This is a genomic window from Burkholderia sp. FL-7-2-10-S1-D7 (assembly GCF_001524185.1).
Taxonomy (GTDB): Bacteria; Pseudomonadota; Gammaproteobacteria; order Burkholderiales; family Burkholderiaceae; genus Burkholderia; species Burkholderia diffusa.
This window is the reverse complement of the sequence record NZ_LOWY01000042.1, coordinates 1-1,075: the sequence shown is the minus strand read 5'-3', so window position 1 is coordinate 1,075 and position 1,075 is coordinate 1. Positions and strand designations below refer to the sequence as shown.

The window sequence follows — 1,075 nt, the reverse complement described above, 5'->3', positions numbered from 1 at the left end:
CAAGGCAACCGCTTGCTGCAAACGCAGCAGTGGGACGCCATGGGGCGGCTCAGCGAGCAGGTGCTTGCCCACGAATCTAAAGGCCCGGTCGGGCAAACCGCAGGCGGTAACCGCCTGCTGGTGCGCCGCTACCGGTACGACGCCAGCGGCCAGCTCACCGACATCAACGACACGCGGCGCGGGCAGCTCGCCTACCGCTACGATCCGGTGAGCCGCCTGCTCGAAGCGCACAGCCGGCTCGGCCACGAGACCTTCGACTTCGATCCGGCCAGCAACCTGATCGACCCGGCCGAGCAGCGCGAAGCCGAGCGCCAGCGCATGCCGCGCATCAAGGCACTGGACAACCTGCTCAAGCAATACGCCGGCACCCATTACCAGTACGACGCGCGCGGCAACCTCACGCAGCGTTGGCACAACGGCAAGGAAGGCCGCTTCACCTGGGATCTGTTTGACCGCCTGACGCACTACGAAGACGAGCGCCTGAAGGTCGACTACAGCTACGATGCCCTCGGCCGGCGCCTGTCCAAGCACAGCCAGGCGCACTACGAGGAAAGAAGAGAAGCGGGGCCACACTGGAACCGCGCCGAGCGCGTGAAGCGCAACCGCGCACTGCAATGCGGCTTCACGCTGTACGGCTGGGATGGCGATACGCTGGCGTGGGAGAGCAAGATCGCCGACGAGGACGGCTTTGGTGCGCGCACCACGCACTATGTGTACGAGCCGGGCAGCTTCGTGCCGGTGGCGCAGGCGGTGCGCGACGACGCCATTGAATTGCTCGACCAGCCCGAGTATGGCAACTACTACCGGCAGGACGAAGACCCACTATGGGGCCCTCCGCCGCCCGCGCCGCCGATCAACAGCCTGGCGTGGTACCAGTGCGACCACCTCGGCACGCCGCAGGAACTGACCGACGAGCACAGCGAGATTGCCTGGAGCGCGGAGTACCGTGCGTGGGGCGTTGCGCAGGAGGCGATCAGAAAGGCGTCGGGGAAGGCACTGATCGCCAATCCCATCCGTTTCCAGGGGCAGTACCATGACCATGAGTCGGGGCTGCACTACAACCGGTATCGGTACT

At 65.9% G+C, this 1,075-nt stretch carries 1 protein-coding gene; it reads left to right on the top strand.

The window, feature by feature from the left end; genetic code table 11:
• Positions 1-12: 12 nt before the first annotated feature.
• On the top strand, positions 13-1,075 hold a 1,063-nt coding region (locus tag WS75_RS16465; protein WP_257129400.1), incomplete at its 3' end, for an RHS domain-containing protein.